This window comes from Armatimonas sp. (genome assembly GCF_043760365.1).
Taxonomy (GTDB): Bacteria; Armatimonadota; Armatimonadia; order Armatimonadales; family Armatimonadaceae; genus Armatimonas.
In genome coordinates, this window is sequence record NZ_JAYUPA010000963.1 from 1 (window position 1) to 2,795 (window position 2,795).

3 protein-coding genes are annotated in these 2,795 nt (G+C 54.3%); 2 read left to right on the forward strand and 1 reads right to left on the reverse strand.

All coding sequences use genetic code 11. The features are described from left to right. The coding region (gene tnpC, locus ACH2EH_RS24440; protein ID WP_395145941.1) for an IS66 family transposase at nucleotides 1-1,074 on the reverse strand (1,074 nt) is incomplete at its 3' end. 208 nt (nucleotides 1,075-1,282) lie between these two features. Between tnpC and ACH2EH_RS24445 the strand changes: the two genes are divergently transcribed. Next, nucleotides 1,283-1,537, forward strand: coding sequence for a hypothetical protein (locus tag ACH2EH_RS24445; RefSeq protein WP_395145943.1), 255 nt, complete (start codon nucleotides 1,283-1,285; stop codon nucleotides 1,535-1,537). After that, on the forward strand, nucleotides 1,534-2,795 hold a 1,262-nt coding region (locus ACH2EH_RS24450), incomplete at its 3' end, for an SAM-dependent methyltransferase (RefSeq protein WP_395145945.1). The genes ACH2EH_RS24445 and ACH2EH_RS24450, both read left to right, overlap by 4 nt.

Below are 2,795 nucleotides of genomic sequence, written 5' to 3' on the forward strand. Positions count from 1 at the left end.
GGCAAGCGGGTTGGCGCGAATGCCTGCTTTGACAAACTCATCATACTCAAAGGCGAGAATCCGTGCGTTCCAGACCTTCGCAGATCCCCGTTCTCTGGCAGCATGGCAAGCCTTATTGCACCACTCAAGATGCTCCTTCAAATCTTTGGCCCAAGCCTGACCTGTCTTCTCAAAGACCCCCACCAGCTCGCGGCAGATATGCGCCATGCAAAACTGATGCAAACAATCCAGATCTTTGTAGCTGGCAAAAAAATCTGAGACGAGCCGCCCCGTGTAAGTCAGCAAGTCATCGGTGGCTTCTTTGCCACGATTTTGGTGGCAGAACAGGTAGGTCAGGGTCTTGGTACATCTCACGTGGAACCAGTAGCGTACTTTGTTGATCCAGCCACCCGTCTCGTCCACATGGAGGATTCCCACACGACCAAGAGCGAGAATCACGCGCTGCTCAAAGTTTTCCAGGCCAACAAAAGCAGTCTCAAGAGCGGTGTTGAGAGTGCCTTGGCTGAAGGTAACCCCTGTGAAGTCTTCAAGGATCTTGGCCACTCTGGCATAGGGAACCAGATGATCTGCACTCAGATACGTCGCAAACCCTAGAATTCGGGGGCCATACTGTACGGCTTGCCCTACCCCTTGGGGAAAGTCCGCTTTTGCCTCTTTGGCACAGCAGGGACAAATAACACAGAAAGCACGATGCTCAGTGACGATAATTTTAGGCTCTGGTATCTCAAAGACTTGACGAGCAAAATAGCCATTTGCTTCTACCCCCTCAAGTTTTGTCTGACAATGCAGACATATCTCCGGGCGATGCGGGATAACCTCGTCTGGGTTGTCTACCTTTTCCAGAGTTTTGCCTTTATGTCCGGGCTGTCCTCCCGGTTTTCGTCCTGAGTTTTTCCTGAGGCTTCGATTCTTGTTTGTCTTCTTCTGATCGGTGGAGGGCGGCTTTGAAGAATTCTGTGAGTTGAGGTTGAGTCGTGCTTCGATAGCCTTGAGACGATTGGTGACTTCGACTAGGTAAGCCACGACGACTTCCCGTCCTTGGTCGTAAAGTGCGTTGCCCTCTTTCTCGGTCATATACTTGGAGGGTATACTACCCTAAATCTGCGGACGGCGCGAGCGGTGTGTAGTTACCAGTGCACTACTTACGACTCACTCTTATTTTCATAAATAATTAATTTTTGTTTTAAGGATTCTTTCATATTGAAGTGAGATCATAGTAAAAGGAAATCTGAAGAGATAGATCACCTACTAAAAAGTTAAAGAAAATTAAGTCACAGAAAATATGGAACTCACTCGCAAAAAAAATGGTTATGCAAGCCAATCAGGAGATTTTAAAATGAACCGTGTTTTTATCGTTGTTTTCGCTGTTATAGCAGCCATTGACTCCAGTGCAAAAGCATCTTATGCGTATCTTGATCCAGGAGCAGGTAGCCAACTTATCCAAATGACTCTTGCAGGCGCTCTCGGATTAATCTTTGCACTCAAAACAACGTTTCAGCGATTTCTTCAAGTCGCACGAGCCCATCGTAGCAAGTGAGTCCCCATCCCGCCTCATTCCGTGACCCCGATGGCTTTATCTACAATGAGGCGGGGACTCTCTACCGCTATGTGGCCCCCTCGGGGAAGGCAGGACTGGAGCGACTCGTCAGCTCAGGGCTCTACGATACGCTTGTAGAGGCCGGCCTGCTGGTGGCGCACCTTGACCGGGGGCCAACGGAGGAGGGGGGATGTGTGCTTCAGCCGGAGCGACTGCCCTTTATCGCCCACCCCTACGAGTGGTGCTTCGGGCAGCTCAAGGCGGCGGCAAAAACGACACTCGCCCTCCAGCGTCGTGCACTGGCGCACAACCTAACCCTCAAAGATGCCAGCGCGTTTAATATCGCCTTTCGGGGCGCACGTCCCCTTCTTTTTGACACTCTCTCGTTCACGCCCTACCACGAGGGCGAGCCCTGGGCAGCATACCGCCAGTTCTGTCAGCACTTCCTCGCGCCTCTCGCCCTGATGAGCCGCTGCGACATCCGGCTCGCCGGGCTCTTGCGCACCTACCTCGACGGCATCCCACTCGATCTGGCCAGCAGGTTATTGCCCCGCTCCACACGCCTCTCGCCCGGACTAGCAATGCATATTCACTTGCACGCAAAAGCACAGCAGGCGGGTGGCGAGGGCAACGCAGCAAAGCCACGGACGGTCACCGTCTCCAAAAATGGTCTGCTCGGGCTCTTAGACAGCCTGGAGAGCACGATTGACTCGCTACGCTGGGAGCCAGGGGGGACGGTCTGGGGAAACTACTACGAGGCAACGAACTACACCGACGCGGCGCTTTTAGCGAAAGAGCTGCTCGTGGGCGAGCTACTAGATGCAATCACACCAAGCCCAGCGCTTGCCTGGGATCTGGGGGCCAACACGGGGCGCTTCAGCCGACTCGCGAGCCAGCGCGGGGCGTTTACCGTTGCCTGGGACTTCGACCCCGCCGCGGTGGAGCTCGGCTGGCGCGATGTTGTTCAGCACGATGAGCGCAACTTACTGCCACTCACCCTGGATCTGATGAATCCAAGCCCACGCTGTGGCTGGGCCTTGGCCGAGCGAGAGTCCCTGCTGGATCGTGGCCCCGCCGATGTGGTACTGGCACTGGCACTGGTACATCATCTTGCTCTGGCCAATAACACACCGCTGCCACACATTTTAGCCTTTCTCGCGCAGGCGGGCCGCCATGTGATCGTCGAGTTTGTCCCCAAGTCCGACTCCCAAGTCAAGCGCCTGCTGGCACACCGCCCCGATATTTTCCCAAGCTACAC

Coding starts and splice junctions, on each gene's coding strand:
- ACH2EH_RS24445 (WP_395145943.1), top strand. CDS start 1,283: ATGGAACTCACTCGCAAAAAAAATGGTTATGCAAGCCAATCAGGAGAT.